The 17,021-nt window shown below is 70.1% G+C and carries 14 protein-coding genes and 1 pseudogene; 4 read left to right on the forward strand and 11 right to left on the reverse strand.

Features of this window, described 5'->3' with window-relative positions:
- Positions 1-3 precede the first annotated feature (3 nt).
- Both ACIBI9_RS45765 and ACIBI9_RS45770 read right to left on the reverse strand, forming a co-directional pair.
- Positions 4-1,080: a helix-turn-helix domain-containing protein gene (locus ACIBI9_RS45765; RefSeq protein ID WP_397232441.1), complete on the reverse strand. Its 1,077-nt coding sequence runs from the start codon at positions 1,078-1,080 to the stop codon at positions 4-6.
- 9 nt (positions 1,081-1,089) lie between these two features.
- Positions 1,090-1,935, reverse strand: a complete 846-nt coding sequence (locus ACIBI9_RS45770; RefSeq protein ID WP_397232443.1) for a fumarylacetoacetate hydrolase family protein — start codon at positions 1,933-1,935, stop codon at positions 1,090-1,092.
- Between the two features lie 114 nt (positions 1,936-2,049).
- On the opposite strand from ACIBI9_RS45770, the pseudogene ACIBI9_RS45775 reads away from it, so the two are divergent.
- A pseudogene (locus ACIBI9_RS45775) lies at positions 2,050-3,279 on the forward strand (aspartate aminotransferase family protein); the annotation flags it as partial.
- On the opposite strand, the gene ACIBI9_RS45780 reads toward ACIBI9_RS45775, so the two are convergent.
- Entirely contained in the window at positions 3,214-4,233 is a 1,020-nt protein-coding gene (locus ACIBI9_RS45780; RefSeq protein ID WP_397232445.1) for an EamA family transporter, read from the reverse strand. The pseudogene ACIBI9_RS45775 and the gene ACIBI9_RS45780 overlap by 66 nt on opposite strands.
- Before the next feature lie 167 nt (positions 4,234-4,400).
- Here ACIBI9_RS45780 and ACIBI9_RS45785 point away from each other — a divergent pair, with 167 nt between their 5' ends.
- Positions 4,401-4,856 (forward strand): rhodanese-like domain-containing protein, encoded by a 456-nt coding sequence (locus tag ACIBI9_RS45785; protein WP_397232447.1) that lies wholly within the window; start codon positions 4,401-4,403, stop codon positions 4,854-4,856.
- Positions 4,857-5,405: 549 nt separating this feature from the next.
- Here the strand turns inward: ACIBI9_RS45785 and ACIBI9_RS45790 are convergent.
- The 4 genes from ACIBI9_RS45790 to purD form a co-directional block, all read right to left on the reverse strand.
- On the reverse strand, positions 5,406-6,695 hold the full coding sequence (locus ACIBI9_RS45790) for a GTP cyclohydrolase IIa (protein ID WP_397232449.1): 1,290 nt from the start codon (positions 6,693-6,695) through the stop codon (positions 5,406-5,408).
- A 201-nt stretch (positions 6,696-6,896) separates the two neighbouring features.
- Positions 6,897-8,162 carry a UDP-N-acetylglucosamine 1-carboxyvinyltransferase gene (gene murA, locus ACIBI9_RS45795; RefSeq protein ID WP_397232451.1) on the reverse strand — a complete coding sequence of 422 codons (1,266 nt, stop codon included), beginning with the start codon at positions 8,160-8,162 and terminating at the stop codon, positions 6,897-6,899.
- Positions 8,163-8,239: 77 nt separating this feature from the next.
- The gene (locus ACIBI9_RS45800; protein ID WP_397232453.1) at positions 8,240-9,076 is read right to left on the reverse strand and encodes a phosphoribosylaminoimidazolesuccinocarboxamide synthase; all 837 of its coding nucleotides are present in this window, start codon (positions 9,074-9,076) and stop codon (positions 8,240-8,242) included.
- On the reverse strand, positions 9,073-10,287 hold the full coding sequence (gene purD, locus ACIBI9_RS45805) for a phosphoribosylamine--glycine ligase (protein WP_397232455.1): 1,215 nt from the start codon (positions 10,285-10,287) through the stop codon (positions 9,073-9,075). Before purD ends, ACIBI9_RS45800 begins: the two co-directional genes overlap by 4 nt.
- 440 nt (positions 10,288-10,727) lie before the next feature.
- Between purD and corA the strand changes: the two genes are divergently transcribed.
- Entirely contained in the window at positions 10,728-11,750 is a 1,023-nt protein-coding gene (corA, locus tag ACIBI9_RS45810; RefSeq protein ID WP_397232457.1) for a magnesium/cobalt transporter CorA, read from the forward strand.
- Here the strand turns inward: corA and ACIBI9_RS45815 are convergent.
- Complete coding sequence (locus tag ACIBI9_RS45815; protein WP_397232459.1) at positions 11,747-12,652, reverse strand: glycerophosphodiester phosphodiesterase family protein; 906 nt, start codon at positions 12,650-12,652, stop codon at positions 11,747-11,749. The two genes, corA and ACIBI9_RS45815, sit on opposite strands and share 4 nt — an antisense overlap.
- A gap of 109 nt (positions 12,653-12,761) precedes the next feature.
- Between ACIBI9_RS45815 and ACIBI9_RS45820 the strand changes: the two genes are divergently transcribed.
- Entirely contained in the window at positions 12,762-13,418 is a 657-nt protein-coding gene (locus tag ACIBI9_RS45820; protein WP_397232460.1) for a GNAT family N-acetyltransferase, read from the forward strand.
- On the opposite strand, the gene ACIBI9_RS45825 is transcribed toward ACIBI9_RS45820, so the two are convergent.
- Genes ACIBI9_RS45825 through ACIBI9_RS45835 form a run of 3 tightly spaced genes read right to left on the reverse strand, consistent with a single transcriptional unit; the run spans position 13,408 to position 17,006 of the window.
- On the reverse strand, positions 13,408-14,073 hold the full coding sequence (locus ACIBI9_RS45825) for an NUDIX hydrolase (RefSeq protein ID WP_397232462.1): 666 nt from the start codon (positions 14,071-14,073) through the stop codon (positions 13,408-13,410). The genes ACIBI9_RS45820 and ACIBI9_RS45825 overlap by 11 nt on opposite strands.
- Positions 14,074-14,116: 43 nt before the next feature.
- On the reverse strand, positions 14,117-15,904 hold the full coding sequence (locus ACIBI9_RS45830; protein ID WP_397232464.1) for a DUF4434 domain-containing protein: 1,788 nt from the start codon (positions 15,902-15,904) through the stop codon (positions 14,117-14,119).
- Between the two features lie 10 nt (positions 15,905-15,914).
- Positions 15,915-17,006 carry a glycosyltransferase gene (locus ACIBI9_RS45835; RefSeq protein WP_397232465.1) on the reverse strand — a complete coding sequence of 364 codons (1,092 nt, stop codon included), beginning with the start codon at positions 17,004-17,006 and terminating at the stop codon, positions 15,915-15,917.
- Between the last annotated feature and the right edge of the window lie 15 nt (positions 17,007-17,021).

Below are 17,021 nucleotides of genomic sequence, written 5' to 3' on the forward strand. Positions count from 1 at the left end.
TGATCACGATCCGGGCCGGAGCCCGGCCCTGCGGTATTCCGTGGGGGAGCAGCCGACGTACCGCCTGAACGCGCTGCGCAGGGCCTTGGCGGTCGGGTAGCCGGTGTGCGCGGCGATCACGTCCACCGGCAGCGCCGAGGTGGACAGCAACCGGCGGGCGTGCCTCAGCCGCAGCCCGGTCAGGTGCCGCAGGAACGTCGTCCGCCGCTCCTCCGCGAACAGGTGCGAGATGTAGTACGGACTCGCGCTCACGGCCTCCGCCACGGTCGCCAGGCGCAGCCCGGGATCGGTGTAGTGCTCCGCCAGGTACGCCTCGGCCAGCGCGAGCACGTCACGGCGGGGCGCGGCCGGCATGAGCCGGCCCAGCGTCTCCCGCAGCCAGATGTGCAGGTAGGAGCGCTCGTGGATGTCTCCGACCATGATGATGTCCTCGATCGGCAGCCGGGCGCAGGCCTCCACCCAGTCCGTCGACCCGTCGGCGAGCCTGGTCCGGTTGGCCACGTCCACCACGAAGAGCAGCTGCCCGATGAGCCAGTTGCGCAGCGTGCGCGGGTCGACCCCGGGCTCCCGGGCGCACCTGTCGACCCACCCCGCCAGGAGCCCCGCCGCGCCGTTGCGGTCACCGGCGCGGACCCTCCTGGTCAGCTCCTGCTCGATGCGCACCGGAGGCGCCGGCGCGGCGCTCTCGTACGCGGGCGGCGCGATCACCCGGTCGCCGCCGAGCACGAGCTTGTAGTCGTTGACCCGCCGCGCGTCCCGCTCCGCCGCGACGTGTTCGAGGCTGGGCGCGCCCAGGCTGACCGTGGCCGTCCACGCCGTCTCGCGGACGATCCTGGTCCGCAGCTCCTCGGCCAGCTCCTCCGCGTCGGACATCAGCGCGCCCGGGTCGGCGCCCGACAACACGATCAGCCACTCCTCCGGGGGCAGGGAGTGGCAGGTCGCGTCGCGGCGGGCGCTCGCGGCGGCGCGCACCGCGTGGTCGGCGCGCTGGAGCTGGCGCAGCGCCCATGGCCGGCCACGGGTCTTCTCGGAAACCATGAAGTCGTCGATGTCCACCAGGGCAGCCACGGCGTAGGTCATGCGTCTACTTTAGGCGGACCGAAATTTGACCGTATTCACCAGCGTCCCGATGCCCTCCACCGTGGCCCGCATGGTGTCGCCGTCCTTGAGGGGGGCGATCCCGGCGATGGTGCCGGTCGCAACGAGGTCTCCCGGCATCAGCGTCATCCCGTCGGACAGGTCGGCGATGAGCCGGGGCAGCCCGAAGACCATCTGCCGGGTGTTGGCCCGCTGCCTGACCTCGCCGTCCACCTCCAAGGTGAGCTCCAGCGCCTGCGGGTCGGGCACCTCGTCCACCGTCGCCAGGTACGGCCCCGCGGGCGCGAAGGTGTCGAACCCCTTCGACTGGTCCCACGGCACGTTGCGGGCGATGTTGGCCAGCTGGAGGTCGCGGGCCGTCATGTCGTTGATCACGGTGTATCCGGCGACGGCCTCGCGCCAGCGCTCGGCCGGCAGGTCCCTGGTCACCTTGCCGATGACCACGGCCAGCTCCACCTCGTGCTCCAGGTGGCGGGTGCGGGCGGGGGCGATGACCGGCCGGCCGTGGCCCACGAGCGCGGACGGCGGCTTGAAGAACAGCACCGGCTCCGGCGGCACCTCCAGGCCGCTCTCGTCCGCGTGCTCCTGGTAGTTCAGCGCCAGGCAGCAGATCTTCGTGCAGGTGGCGACGGGCGGCTCGAAGATCACCGCGCTCTCGTCCAGCGTGGGGCCGTCGTGGCCGGCCACCAGCTCGGTCAGGCGGTCGAGCCCGTACGAGTCCAGGGCCGCCACCGGGTCAGACCCCACGTCGGCCAGGCTCACGAGCTCGCCGGGGGCGCGCCGGGCCACCATTTCGACGGGGCCGGAAGGAGTGCGCCGAATGCGTCCAAGAAACATGTCCGTAAGCCCATCAAGGCCCTGTGACCTCCACAAGCACCGATATTTGCGCTTAGATCCGCTTCTTGCTCTCTTTCTTGTGGCCGGGCGAGGTGCCGCCGTTTGATGGTCGGCATGACCCGCACTCTGGACGTCAGCCGCGACCTCTACACCACTGCCCGGCGCTACATCGCGGGCGGCGTCTCCAGCGACGCCCGCCGCACCGCGGGCGTGCCGCTCTACGTGGACAGGGCATCGGGAGCCAGGCTCTGGGACGTCGACGGCAACGTCTACACCGACTACGTGCTCGGCCAGGGCCCCGCGCTGCTCGGCCACTGCCCGCCCGCCGTGGTGGAGGCCGTCGCCGCGCAGGTGGCCCGCGGCATCGTCTACTCCGCCCAGCACGCGGCGGAGACCCGCGTCGCCGAGCGGCTGTGCGCGATGGTGCCCTCGGCGGAGCGCGTCCGTTTCAACACCGTCGGCTCCGAGGCCGCGCACGCCGCCTGGCGACTGGCGCGCGGCTTCACGGGACGTCCCAAGATCCTCAAGTTCGAGGGCCACTACCACGGCTGGCTCGACCCGGTCCTCTACAGCGTGCACCCGTCCCTGGACGACGCGGGGCCGCAGGACCACCCGCGCGCCGTCCCCGGCACCGCGGGTCAGCCGCCCGCCGCCGACCTGGTGATCTGCCCCTGGAACGACCTGGACGCGCTCAGCCGCCTCATGGACGAGCACGCGGGACAGATCGCCGCCGTCGTCACGGAGCCGGTGCTCTGCAACACCGGCGCCATCGAGCCGGATTCCGGCTACCTGCAGGGCGTGCGCGCGCTGTGCGACCGCCACGGCAGCCTGCTGATCTTCGACGAGATCATCACCGGTTTCCGGCTCGCCCCCGGCGGCGCCCAGGAGTACCTCGGCGTCAGCCCCGACCTGTCGGTCTTCGGCAAGGCGATGGCGGGCGGCATGCAGGTGTCCGCGCTGGCGGGGCGGGCGGCCGTGATGGACGCCATCTCCTCGGGCAAGGTCGCCCACGCCGGGACGTTCAACTCCCAGCCCGTCGGCATCGCCGCCGCCGAGGCCACCCTGCGCATCCTGGACGAGCAGCGCGAGGAGGTCTATGGCACCCTCCACGCGCGGGGGCGGCAGCTCATGACCGGCCTGCGCGAGGCCGCCGCCCGGGTGGGGGTCCCGATGCTGGTGGACGGGCCGGGGCCGGTCTTCCAGACGTACTTCACCGACGCGCCCGCGGTACGCGACTACCGCGACTTCGCCAGGACCGACCGCGCCATGATGGCCCGCCTACACGCCGCGCTGCTCGACCGCGGGGTCAACATGGTGCCGCGCGGGCTGTGGTTCCTGTCCACCGCTCACACCGAGGCCGACGTCGCCGCCACCGTCGACGTCTTCGAGGACGCTCTTCGGTCTCTTCCGCTCGGTTGAGATCACCAGCGCCACGCCGGCCAGGATGACCAGGCCGCCGGCGATCACCTGGGTCGTGATCGGCTCGTCCAGCAGGAGCGCGCCGAGCGCGACGGCCACCGCCGGGTTGACGTAGGCGTAGGTGGACACCAGCGAGATGGGGGCGTTGCCGAGCAGCCACGAGAACGCCGTGAACCCGATCAGCGACCCCACCAGGATCAGGTAGGCCAGCGCCACCCACGACCTGGTGGTGACGGCCGACACGTCGAGCCGCTCGCCGACCCCGGTGCCGACCACCAGCAGCCCGGCGCCGCCCACGACCATCTCGACCGCGCTGGTGGCCAGCGCGTTGGCGGGCATCTGGATCCTGCTCGACAGGAACGAGCCCACGGCCCAGGAGACCGAGCCGAGCAGGACCACCACGATCCCGACGCCGCTGCCGCCGTCGGCGCCGGTCAGCGACAGCGCCGCGACCCCGCCGAGCCCGACCAGCACGCCCGCGAGCGTGAGCGTCTTGGGGCGGTCGCGTACGGCGAACCTGAACACGACCAGCCACAGCGGCACCGAGGCCACCAGGAGCGCCGCCAGGCCCGTGGAGATGTACTGCTCGGCCACCGCCAGCAGCCCGTTACCGGTGGTCAGCAGCAGCACGCCCACGACGGCCGCGCCCAGGAACTGCCGGCGCGTCATCCTGAAGGCCGACGGCCCCGACCGGATCAGCAGGAAGCCGGCGAGCAGGGCGGCGGCGGTGATGAACCGCAGGGCCCCGCTGAGCATGGGCGGGATCGACTCGATCGCGATGCCGATGCCGAGATACGTCGAACCCCAGACCACGTAGACGACCGCCAGGGCGCCCCAGACGAGGACAGTGGGGCGGCTGTCAGTGGTGTCCGTACGCATGGCTCATGACTGTACCGGGCGGCCCCGACAGAACTCTCGCAGGTATCAGACCTCGCACTCTGGCGGGATATTAGCGGTCAGCGGCTTTCACGCCACTGTCCTGCCGCCTGCGGCGAATGACAGGATCCTTCGCGTCACCCACCTGCGACGAAGGGAAAGATCCTCCGATGTCCGTCACCGCCGTCCCGGCCGCCGACAACGCCGCCGCGCTCGCCCACTTCGCCGCCCGCCTCGCCTTCGAGACCGACGTCTCGGACGTGGCCGCCGACCTGGCCGCGGGAGTCCCCGGCGTCGTGGTCGTCGACTCGCGCAGCCAGGAGAGCTGGGACCAGGGCCACATCGAGGGCGCCGTGCACCTCCCAACCGCCGAGATCGCCACGAGGGCGCCCGGCCTGGTCCCGAGGGAGGCCACGGTCGTGACGTACTGCTGGGGCCCGGGCTGCAACGGCGCCACCAGGGCGGCCCTGGAGTTCGCGAAGCTGGGCTACCGGGTCAAGGAGATGATCGGCGGCTTCGAGTACTGGGCGAGGGAGGGCTTCCCCGTGGAGACCGCCTCGGGCGTCACCCGGCGCCCCATTGACGCCCTCACGGCGCCGGTGTCCGGCATCGCCTGCGCCTGCTGACCACGCACGGCCCGCAACACCGGACGGACCAGCCCGAAACCGGCCGCTTCCCTACCACGGCCCCTGGCCTCCGACCTGCGGAAACGCGCCAAGTCACGTGGTGTTGGGCGAAACCGCGACGCCTCGGCCAGAAACGCTCAGCCAGAACGCGGGCGAGGGCGGAAGATCGACGCCTGAAAGAATTGGCGCCCCCGTCCGAATCCCGTCGATCGGGGGCACCCGAGAACATACCCGGATCTACACGGGTCAACCAATGAGTTCACAAGAGTCAATGCGAGAGTTCGCAAAGATGACATCGATTGTCAATGCCATCCTGTTCCCCAGGTCATACGAAAGCCCTCAGCAGTCACACACGACTCCGTAATGCACACAGAGGGGCGGCGGCTCCCGGCCGGGCATCAGGGTAGCCCCGGGAGCTTTTCCAGCCTCAAGAGACGCCTCAGGCCCGTACGGCGGGCAGCACGAAGTGCCCCGCGGGCGCGGACCTCGCCCATGACGCTCGGTGCCGAGAGGCGGCCCGGCACCGAAACGCTCAGTCCCGGGAGACCCTCATCGGGGCCCGAGCTTCTCCACGATCAGCCGGTACAGCTGGCGCGGACGGCCAGGCTGCGGTGTGCGGTTCGGCGGTAGCGGCCACGCGAGTCCCTCGTCAACCAACGTGCGCAGCAACCGTCGTGCCGTACGCGGCGTCACTCCCAGCATCTTGCCCGCGCCCTCGGCGTCCACCACGGTGTCTCCGCCTTCGAGCTTGGCCGCCAGCCGGGCCAGTACTTCCACCCCCTTCGGTTTGAGTGCGTTGGACCCGGTAGGTGGCATCCGCGGGGCCGGGATGAGTGCCCGCCCCTCGCGGTCCACCGCGAATCCCTGTGCCTGTTTGCCCGCCTGCGTGCGGGCCAGTGCCGCCCGGGCGTGCGACTCCGCGTCGTGCGTCGTTCGCCCCATGCCCACGCCGACCTCGACCGCCAGCCCCAGCTCGTCCCTGATCCTGGCGGCGAACGGCAACACCCTGAACCCGTCCGTGGCCGCCGCGATCGAGCCTCTGGTAGCGGTAACCAGATAGCTGTGATCGTCGATCGGCCAGACGGTGGCGTTGATCCGGTTCGCCTCCTGGACCAGGAGCCGGTGCAGCGACAGCCGCAGCTCGTCGCGCCAGTAGCGGGGGGCCGCGCGCCGCACGGGTTCGCGCAGCGTCGGCACCTCCACCAGCACCACGGTGAGCTGTGACTCCTCCAGCCGGTGGTGTGCCCCCAGCAGCGCCGCGGTGTGCAGCGCCGTGCGGACCGCCGCCGAGGTCGGCCTGATCCTGATGACCGGTACGCCCGCGGCGTGCAGGCGTTCGGCCACCGCGGGCAGGCACGTCAGCGCCCCCGTGGTAGCCCCCTGCCTGGCCAGACGTTCGTGGTAGGCCGCGATCGTGCCGGTGGCACCCGGCTCGTCGCGGCTGTGCACGTCCGTCGCGGCGATGCCGAGGTCGGTGTACGCCTCCTCGACATCGGCCCTGCTCACCACGTCGATGCTGACCCGCTGGGGGTCGATGCGAGTGTCGAGCGCGGCCTTGGCCAACGCCGCCACCAGTGCTGCTCCGCCGAGTTGGACGTACGTCGCCGGCATCGTCAGCACACCGGAACGCCTGGCCAGGTCATAAGGGACCGGGCTGGCGAACAAGCATGCGTCGACTCCGGGTCCGAGCCGCGTCACCTTGTCGGGCGCCTCCTGTTCGTCGCGGTATGCGGCCGCGACCAGGCGACACGGCAGCGGAGCCGCGGCATGACCCATCAGCATGACTCGCTCGACCAGGTCGTGGGGTCCGACCACGCCGATGGTGAGGTCCGGTGTCATAGCGCCCGGGCGTGACACTCGGGGAGTTTCTTCGGCCCTCTCGACCAATGTTCGTCCCATCCTGCCGTCCGTTGCAGTGCTCTCTTTTGGAACGATCGCTCGCGGGGGCCGTAATGTCACGCCCGACTTTTCCGGAAAGTCGTTCAGGTTGACCGCCCGACAAGATGTCCTAGCAGCTCAACGAGGTTTTTCTGGCGTTTTTTAGCGCTCTGAAATCTCTCGTGTAATGTCCGCACCGAGAGCGCGCATTCGGGCGGCGAGATGCGCGTGGCCGCGATCGATGAGGTATCCCGAGTCGATCTGGGTCTCACCTTCGGCGGCGAGGCCGGCGAGCACGAGGGCGATGCCGGAGCGAAGATCGTGGGCCGTCACCTGGGTGCCGATCAGCGGCGTGCGGCCGCGCACGATGGCCCGGCTGCCCTCGACCTCGACGTTGGCGCCCATCTTGTTCAGCTCGCCGGCCAGGGCGAACCTGCCGTCGAAGATGCGCTCGTGGATGTAGCTGGTGCCGTCGGCGAGCGCCGCGACGGTCATCATCGGCGACTGCAGGTCGGTGGCGAAGCCGGGGTAGGTGTCGGTGATGATGTTGATCGGGCGCAGCGGGCCCTCGCACCGCACGTGCAGGACGGCGCCCTGCCGGGCGAACTCGACGCCCATCTGCTCCAGCTTGTAGCGGACGACGCCGAGGTCGAGGCCCGTGCCCACCAGGCTCAGCTCGCCCCCGGTGATCGCCGCGGCCATCGCGAACACGCCCGCGTCGAGCCGGTCGGGCATCACCGTGTGCTCGACGGCGTGCAGCTCCTCCACGCCCTCCACGGTGATGAACCCCGTGCCGCCGCCGCTGATCCGCGCGCCCATCTTGGTCAGCATGTCGATGACGTCGAGCACCTCGGGCTCCAGGGCCGCGTTCTCGATCACGGTGGTGCCCTTGGCCAGGGCGGCGGCCATGATGAGGTTCTCGGTGCCGGTGTGGGACGGGGTGTCGAGGTAGAGGGTCGCGCCGGTCAGGCCGGACGCCTTGACGTGGATGACGGTCTCGCCCTCGTCCACGAGCGCGCCCAGCCGCTTGTAGCCGAGGTAGTGGAAGTCGAGGTTGCGGCTGCCGAGGTTGCAGCCGCCGATGCCCTCGATGATCGCCTCGCCCAGCCGGTGGAGCAGGGCGGGGGTGAACAGGACGGAACCGCGGAAGCGCCTGGCGATCTCTGCCGGCAGAACGGCGCTGGTCAGCCTGGAGGCGTCGATGACCAGCGTGCGCTCGGACTCGTGCAGCTCGACGTACGCGCCGACCGCCTCGGCCAGCTCGACCGCGCGGCGGACGTCCTCGATGATCGGCACATTACGGAGAACGGTGCGGCCCTTGGCGGCGAGCAGAGCCGCACCGATCATGGGGAGCACGGCGTTCTTCGCGCCCTGGATGAACGCGGTTCCACGCAGTGCGTTGCCACCGCGCACGCGGTAACGGACCATTCGTGCGGCTCCTTGAAATCAACGGTGAGGCTCGATCGGGCCAACAGTAGTCGGTAACACCAACTGGCCCAGCCGAATCATCCGCTAAAGGAAGCCCCCGTGATGCGCTCATATGCTTCTAGGTATCGCTGCCTCGTGCGCTCCACGATGTGGTCAGGAAGCGCAGGTGGGGGGTTTCCGGAGGATTTGTCCCATCCGGATTCGGGCGATAGCAGCCAATCACGTACAAATTGCTTGTCGAAAGAGGGCTGCGTGCGGCCCGGCTGCCACTCGTCGGCCGGCCAGAACCTCGAGGAGTCAGGTGTCAGCACCTCGTCGCCCAGGGTCAGCACCCCGTCGGCGTCCCAGCCCAGCTCGATCTTGGTGTCGGCCACGATGATGCCGCGCTCCCTGGCGATCTCCGCGCCGCGGGTGTAGACGGCCAGGGTGATCCGCCGCAGCTCCTCGGCGGTCTCCTTGCCCACCTCCTGGACGACCTGCTCGTACGAGATCGGCTCGTCGTGCTGCCCCATGGGCGCCTTGGTGGTCGGCGTGAAGATCGGCTCGGGCAGCCGAGAGCCGTCCTCGAGCCCTTCCGGCAGCCGGACCCCGGAGACCGTGCCGTCGGCGCGGTATTCGTTGAGCCCGCCGCCGGTGAGGTAGCCCCGCGCGATGCACTCGACCTGCACCATCGTCAGCGGCCTGCACAGCACGCTGCGGGCGTCGTCGCCCTTGCCCAGGACGTGGTTGGGCACGACGTCCTCGAGCTGGTCGAACCACCACAACGACATCTGCGTGAGAATGGCCCCCTTGTCGGGGATCTCGGGCTCCAGCACGTAGTCGAAGGCCGACAAGCGGTCGGAGGCGACCATCAGCAGGTTGCCGTCGTCGGTCTGGTACAGGTCGCGTACCTTGCCGGAGTGCACGTGCTTCATCGGGCGATGTCCGTCCTGTGGTGGGAGCCCCGCAGCTCGATCCGGTCGACGAGGTCATAGGCCGCCTGGCGCGCGCTCTCCTGGTCGGGCCCGTGGCCGACCACGGCGAGCACCCGACCGCCGGCGGAGACCACGTCGTCGCCCTGCCGCGCGGTCCCGGCGTGCAGGACGTACGCGTCACCGGTCTCCTGCAGCCCCTTGATCACGTCGCCCTTGACCGGAGCCTCGGGGTAGTCCTCGGAAGCGATCACCACGGTCACGGCCGAGCCGTCCTTGAACACCGGGTCGAGCCCCAGCTCGCCCGTGGCGCACGCCATCAGCAGCCCGCCCAGCGGCGTCTCCAGCCGGTCGAGCAGCACCTCCGTCTCCGGGTCGCCGAAGCGCGCGTTGAACTCCACGACCTTCGGCCCCTTCGAGGTCAGCGCCAGCCCCACGAAGAGCACGCCCTGGAAGGGCAGCCCCCGCCGGGTCAGCTCGCCGATCGTCGGGTGCACGATCTCCCGCATGACCTGCTCGGTCAGCCCTTCGGGCGCCCACGGCAGCGGGGTGTAGGCGCCCATGCCGCCGGTGTTGGGGCCCTCGTCGCCGTCGTAGGCCCGCTTGAAGTCCTGGGCGAGCTGCAGCGGCACCGCCGTGCTGCCGTCGCACAGCGCGAACAGCGACACCTCCGGCCCGTCGAGGAACTCCTCGATCACCACGCGCTCACACGCGCGCGCGTGAGCGAGGGCCTTGTCCCTGTCGTCGGTGACGACCACGCCCTTGCCGGCCGCGAGCCCGTCGTCCTTGACCACGTACGGGGCCCCGAACTCGTCGAGCGCGGCGGCCGCCTCCTCCTCGGTGACGCACGTCCTGGCCCGCGCGGTCGGCACGTCGGCCGCCTTCATGACCTCCTTGGCGAACGTCTTGGAGCCCTCGATCATGGCGGCGTCCCTCGACGGCCCGAAGCACGCGATGCCCGAGTCGCGCACGGCGTCGGACACCCCCGCCACGAGCGGCGCCTCCGGCCCCACGACCACGAGATCGACCCGCAGCCGCACGGCCAGCTCGGCCACCTGCCCGGGGTCGAGCGGATCGACGGGATGAAGGGTCGCCACCTCCTCGATGCCCGGGTTGCCCGGGGCGCAGTGGAGCTCGCTGACCTGGGGATCGAGGCTGAGGGAACGGCACAGGGCGTGCTCACGCCCTCCGGAACCAATGACTAGAACGCGCACGTGGTCCATTGTCGCAGGCCCGCAGCCTGACACGGGCTAGGGCCTCGGCCACACCAATCGCCGGAATAGGGCCAGATCTTTGTGGAGTTCTACCTGAGTCGAGACTGTCCTGGCGAGTATCGTCAAAGAAGTTCACCCGGCTGTGGTAAGTTAGGGCGGCTTCGCGGCGTCCCAATGTGATTGGAGGTGGTCCGGGATGAATCCTGGTGATCCCAGCAGTACGTGCTCGCCCACGTACACCCCGTATACCCCCGACCACTCCAATCCGGCAGCCTGATCGTGCCTCCACGCATTCTGTGAGGTGAAGTTTCATCGCGCGTGGAGCGTGCCAGGTCGGGCGGAAAGGGACTGCCATGCGCTCGTCCACGCTTTTCCGTCGCATCAACCGTCACCCTCTTCAGACGCGCACCGCGCTCCAGCTCGCAGAGCCGGTGCGTGACATGTGCGTGCCCCCCGTCGACTCCATCGTCGAGTACGGCGCCTACGTCCAGGGCAAGAAGGTCGCCGCCACCGGCATCGTCGAGGCGCTCAATCTCGTCCGCGAGCGCAACAAGGATTCCGACGGCGCCAACGCGTTCGTCTGGGTGGGGCTCCACGAGCCCGAGGCCCCCGAGGTCGAGTGGCTGTCGGAGGTGTTCGACCTCCACCCGCTGGCCGTCGAGGACGCCGTCAAGGCCCATCAGCGCCCCAAGGTCGAGCGGTACGGCGAGTCGCTGTTCATGGTGCTCAAGACCATCGCCTACCTCGACCACGACGAGCTGACCGCCAACAGCGAGATCATCGCCACCGGCGAGATCATGGTGTTCCTCGGCCCCGACTTCGTGGTGACGGTGCGGCACGGCGACCACTGCCCGCTCACCGTGGTCCGCGAGCGTCTCGAGGACAAGCCCAAGCTGATGAACCGCGGCCCGGCCGGCGTCCTGCACGCCATCTCCGACCACGTCGTCGACCAGTACCTCCAGGTCGCCGACCTCATGCAGCTGGAGCTGGAAGAGGTCGAGGCGACGGTGTTCGCCGACGTCAGCTCCCGCGACATCAACCGGATCTACCAGCTCAAGCGGGAGATGCTGGAGATGAAGCGGGCCATCACCCCGCTGCAGTCCCCCATGGCCGCGCTGCCGCAGCGTCGCGTCATCCCCTCGGACATGCGCGAATACTTCCGCGACGTCGGCGACCACCTCTCCCGGGTCTGCGAGCAGGTGGAGTCCTCCAACGAGCTGTGCAGCTCGATCTTGCAGGCCGCCCTGGCGCGCTCGAACGCCCTGGCCAACGAGGACATGCGCAAGATCTCGTCCTGGGTCGCCATCATGGCCGTGCCCACCATGATCGCCGGGATCTACGGCATGAACTTCGACTTCATGCCGGAGATCCACTCGGTCTGGGGCTACCCCGCGGTGCTGTCCGTCATGGTCACCGCCTGCGTGCTCCTGCATCGGGGCTTCCGCAGGAACGGCTGGCTCTAGACCCCCACAGGCTTCAGCGGGCCCACGGGCTCGGGCAGCTCCATCCCCCGCTCCCGCCAGAGCTCCCGCATCCGATCGGGATAGTCGGTGACGATCCCGGCCACCCCCAGATCCAGCATTCTCGCCGCCAGGCCGGTCTCGTTGACGGTCCACACCGCCACGTCGAGGCCGGCGGCCCTGGCCTGGGCCATCAGCGCCTCGTCCACCATGGCGTGCTCGGGCGAGAGCGTGGTCGCCCCGGCGTCGCGGGCGGCGGCGGGTATGTCGCCGCCCAGGTCGTCGTGCCAGTGGAGGGTGTCCAGCTCGATCAGCGCGAACCGCCGGGCGCCAGGGGCGAGCCTGGCTGCATGGGTGATGATCCGCCAGTCGAAGCTGAGGACGGCCACGTTGTCCAGCCTGCCGTGCCGGTCGAGCTCCTCGACGACCAGCTCGGTGAACAGCTCGGGGTCAGCGGTCAGGTGGGGCCTGGTGGGGTCGGACTTCAGCTCGATGTGCAGCCGTACGCTCTCCGCCTCGTAGGCGTTCACCAGCCCCAGCACCGCGCCGAGCGTCGGCATCCGGGTCTCGGGCATGGCGACCTGCGTCAGCGCGAACGGGTCGTCGGGGTGACGCGGCAGCCGCACGCCCACGTCGAGCATGCGCAGCTGCGCCAGCGTGAGGGCGTTGATCGGCTTGCCGACATACGGGTAGAGCGGATCGTCGACCCTGAGCGGCCGCCGGTCGGCACTGGTCACGGCGGAGACCGTGAGGTCGTGCGTGAGCACGAGCCGCCGATCGGCGGTGAGGGCGACGTCGAGCTCGAGCGCGTGGACGCCGAGCTCCATCGTGCGGCTCATCCCCGGCAGGGTGTTCTCCGGCCAGAGGCCCCGAGCTCCCCTGTGACCATGTATCTCAACGCGCACACCGGGGACCCTACCTGGCCCGGGTCACGACTCGGCGGTGCCACGCCGTGTCCTTTTTATCCTGCTACGCCCCGGTCAGCGGTAGAGGCCAGACCATAAGCTGGACATCATGACGGAGGTTCTCAAAACTGCCCATACCGCAACAGTTCGGGCCTGGGTGGACGGCTGGGTGATCTCCCGCAACGCCCCCCGACCCGTACCGGTGCCGTGGGGCCTGCGGGTGGACGTGGGCCTGCCCGGCCACGTGTCCCGCCACATCGTCGCCGCACCGACGCCGGAGACCCTCCACCGCCTGACCGCCACCCTCACGACGCCCGGGACCTGGCTGAAGCTGTGCGCCTCCGCCTCGGACGTCAGCCCCTTCCTGCCGGAGCGGTGGGTCGTACAGGACCCGGAGTTCATGATGACGGCGTCCCTTGACCGCGGGGCCTTCCAGGCTCCCCCCGGCTACACGCTGGCGGTCACGACCCGCGCCGGGGTCACGGCGGCCCGCCTGCTGACGGCCGCGGGCGAGGTCGCCGCCAGGGGCCAGTTCGCCCTCGCGGGCCGCACGGCCGTGGTGGACCAGGTGGAGACGGCGGGCAACCACCGCCGCCGCGGGCTCGGCACCGTGATCATGCGTACGCTGGCGAGCACGGCGGCGTCGCTGGGGGCGCGCACAGGCGTCCTGGTGGCCACCGCGGAGGGCCAGGCCCTCTACGAAACCCTCGGCTGGAGCCTGCACACCCCCATGACCGCGGCCGTGCTGAGGAGCCCTACTCCTTGAGGCTGCGGAGCATCGGCGGGTGAAGGAGCTCGGCGGGGCCGCGGCGGAAGAGCTTGGCCGGGCGGCCCCCGTCCCTGGTCGTCGTGGCGCCCGTCTCCACCAGGAAGCCCTCGGCCTTGGTGACCTTCCGGTGGAAGTTACGTGGGTCGAGGGACCGGCCCCAGACGATCTCGTACACGCGGCGCAGGTCGGCCACCGTGAACTCCGGCGGGCAGAAGGCCGCCCCCAGCGACGTGTACTCCAGCTTGGCCCGCGCCCGCTCGATCCCGTCCTGCATGATGCGCCGGTGGTCGAAGGCCATGACCGTGAGCGAGTCGACCGGCTGCCAGCTCATGTGGGCCTTCTCCGAGGCCGGCAGGTCGGGGGCCAGGCCCAGGTAGGCGACGCTCAGGACGCGCTGGCGGGGGTCGCGGTCGGGGTAGCCGTACGTCTGGAGCTGCTCCAGGTGGACCGGCGCGCCCGGGAGGCCGGCCCGCTCGGCGAGGATGCGGTGGGCGGCGGCCGGGAGGTCCTCGTCGAGCTGGATGAAGCCGCCGGACAGGGACCAGCGGCGGAGGAACGGGGGGTTGTCGCGGCGCCACACCAGGGCGCTCAGGGCGTGGTTTCGCACGGTGAGCACGACCAGGTCGACGCTGACCGGGATGCTCGGGACCATGGAGGCACGCTACACGCTGTCAGTAGTCGGCAGGTAACCGTGCCTACGTGACAATCCGAACGTGTAAGGGCTCCGTCGTGACCTGACCCGACGGGCCCTTGACGGTGATCCGCACCCAGTCGCCGGCCGGCACCTGCGTCCAGTCGAACGGCACCCACGCCGTGACCATGCCTTCGGCCAGCCCTTCCTGCCGGGCCTCGTCCAGCCAGCCGACGGCCGGCACCGACAGGTCCTTCGTCCCCCCGGACCACGTGATCGTGACGGTGCTGTCCCTGAAGTTGTAGCCGCGTACCTCAACCCCGTCCTGGACGTCGCGGGCCTTCCTGATCGCGTCCACCGCGATCGGCCGCCGCCAGTCGGTGATGATCTCCTTCTCGAGCGACGGCGTGCCGCACGTCATGAAGTCGCTCCACATGTAGGAGACGACCTTCTGCACGTAACGCCCCGCCATGGTCACGGCCTGGTCCAGGCGCTTCTTGTCCGTCTTGCCGCGAGTGCCCTGCGGGGCGCACGGCTCCTTGCCCGAGGGCTCGAACGCCTCGACGTTCGCCCACAGGTCCACCTGGAAGCCGGCCGCGACCATCTCCGCGCGGGCCGCCGCCATCTCCCGGTAGTAGTCCCGCGTGGAGCCGTAATAGGCGGTCCCGTACGTCGACTCCCCCACCACCGGACGCAGCCGCTCGTCCACCTCGTCGTCGCGCTGGTCCGGCCAGAACAGCCCCACCTTGCCGGTCCCCCGGCTGTCCTGGGGCGCGATGATGCCGACCCCGGTCTTCGCCAGCGCCTTGAACGCCTCGGCCACCTGCTTGGGCGACTGCCCGAAGGGCACCCTCTTGCGCGCGTCCATGTAGGGGCTGATCAGGATCGGCTTGTTGAGCTCCTGCTCCACGATCGTGTGCTGGTCGGCGTACACCTCCAGTGTCGGGTTCGTGGCCAGGGTGTCCGCCATCTGGACCTCGAACGGCTGGTAGACGCCACCCAGCGACGCCCGGCCGGTGAAGCGCGTGCCGTAGTCCTGCAGGATGCGCCGCGTCAGCGTGGTCAGCGTGCCGAGATGCTTCTTGTACGCCCTGGTCGGCGTCTTGGGGTCGCGCGGCGCCAGCGGCAGCGCTGGGAAGATCCGCATGCCGAACTGGTCGCCCAGGTCGAGAAGCTTGGCCAGGCTGTCCTCTTCCGACCCGGCCACCAGGATCATGTCGTACGAGGTGGCCTTGCTGGAGAAGTCGCACGTGGCGTCGTCCGAACCGTCCGGCTGGGTGATGAGCCGGTAGTAGACGCGCTTGCCCGCCTTGATGGGGTGCTCCATCTGGGGGCAGCGGAACAGGTTGGGGCCGAACGACTCGTCCGTGCGGTAGACGTACGTGCGGCCGACCCGGTTGCCGGGGTTGGCCTCGCGCAGGTCCCGCTCGGCCGCGTCGTGGCAGGTGAGCCCGTCCTCCTCGCACGCCTTGTAGAGCGAGTCGAGCTCCCCGTCTCTCGTCAGGATCTCGCCCGAGTCGGAGACGGTGCGGAACTGCAGGCCGTACCCGATCCTGATGATCGTGTCGCCGCCCACGCTGTGGATCTCCTCCAGCTGGCTGCGCCAGGTGCAGGGGTTGGACTTGGGGGTGATCCAGTAGCCGGTGACGGCGTACGGGGCCCGCTCTCTGGTCTCGAACGTTCCACAGGGGTCGGTGAACTTCGACACCTTCGGCGTGGGATCGGTCTGCGACGGCTTGGGCGTCGAGGACGCGGCCGTGGGCGCCGGCTCGTCGGACGGCGGCATGACGATGACCACGGCGGCGATCACTGCCAGGATCGCTGCGCCCACAGCGAGTAAGAGCCAGCGCACGCTCAGGAACCTACCCTCGCTTGACCCCGGCCCAGGACTCCAGCTGGGTCACGAAGCGCTTGGCCGAGTTGGGCCAGTGGTGGTTGGCCCGGGCCGCCGCGTAGCCGCGCGCGCCCTGCGCCCGCCGCTCCCGCACGTCGTCCCGCAGGGTCAGGACGGCCTGCGCCACGGCCTTGGGGTCCTCCCAGGGCACCACGACGCCGCTGTCGTAGCGCTCCACCAGCTCGACGGCGCGCGGCGACGGGGTCGTGATGACGGGGATGCCGTGCGCCATGTACTCCACGATCTTCGTGGGCATCGAGTGGCGGTAGTTGGGCTCGTCGTGCAGCAGCGACAGCCCGGCCAGCGCCCCGTCGAGCCGCTTGAGCGCCTCGTCGTTGGGCATGAAGTCGCGCCACTCCAGCAGGCCCTCGGTGACGGCCTGGTTGAGCATCGGACGGCTCTGCGGGTCGGCGTACCCGATCAGCTCCACGGCCACCCGGTACGGCTGCAGCAGCTTCGCCACCTCGACGGCCTCGAACACGCCCCTGGCCCTGGACAGCCAGCCGAGGTAGACCACCCGGTCGTCGCCGGGAGGCGTCACGGAGTCGGGCACCCAGGTCTCGTTGGGGACGATCAGGTGGGCGTGCTTGAACCTGCCCGCGTACGCCGTCTCGGCCAGCAGCAGGTGCATGTGGCGCTCGGCGGTGCCCTCCAGCATGCGGGCGAAGAACCGCACGGGAGGCCGCAGCGGCGCCGGCAGCCACGGCTTGAGCGAGAGCGTGGCCGGAGTGTCCTCGTGCACGTCCCACACCACGGGCGGCCGGTTGCGCACACCCCAGATGGCGAACAGCAGCTCGGGGTCGTGGATGAGGACGAGATCGACCTTGTCACGCATCCGCTTGAACAGCCGCCGGGCGGCCCACACGGCAGCCATCCGCTTGCGCTGCGCGGCACGGGGGAGGTCGACGCCGGTCACCCAGGGTCGCGGGACGACTCCGTGAGCGGTGAACGAGGCGGCGTACGTGACCTCATGACCGGCATCCACAAGGGCACGAATCTGCCTGTGCAGAATTCGAGCATCCTCGGGGTTATGCACCACCGTCATGACGAGCACGTGCACTGCGCGCAGCCCTCC

Source organism: Nonomuraea sp. NPDC050451 (assembly GCF_044458585.1).